The sequence below is a fragment of the Myxococcus vastator genome, assembly GCF_010894475.1.
GTDB classification, from domain to species: Bacteria; Myxococcota; Myxococcia; order Myxococcales; family Myxococcaceae; genus Myxococcus; species Myxococcus vastator.
On record NZ_JAAIYB010000988.1, the window covers coordinates 1 to 399 of the forward strand.

The following is a 399-nucleotide window of genomic DNA, read 5'->3' on the forward strand; positions in this document are numbered from 1 at the left end:
TGTCCTTGTAGAACAGGTCCATCGAGCGGACCTTCGGGCGGTTCTCGTGGGTGATGATGTCCAGCACGCCCGGCACGGCGCGGGCCCGCTCGAGGTGCATGCGCAGGATGCGGCCTTTGGCGATGCTGCTGTTGACCACCACGCCGAAGGCCATGCCCTCGTCGTGGTGCTCGGCCGCGTAGCGGGCCTGGCCCGTCACCTTCAGGCGGCCGTCCACGCGCGAGACCGGCATGCCCAGCTTCACCGGCCCGGTGCCGGCATCGGCGCGGGGCTGCTGCCCTGCTTGTGCGCGGTCCGCCGCTTCGTTCGGCATCGGTGCGTTCATGGTTGCGCGTCCTGTACGTGGCCGGCGCCCAGTTCGCCGGTGTTGGTGAGTTCGCCGTCACGTGCCATCTCCAG

Annotated in this window: 1 pseudogene; it reads right to left on the minus strand. The window is 69.7% G+C overall.

The features are described 5' to 3' along the window. Positions 1-325, minus strand: a pseudogene (locus G4D87_RS38710) (hypothetical protein); the annotation flags it as partial. Positions 326-399: the final 74 nt, after the last annotated feature.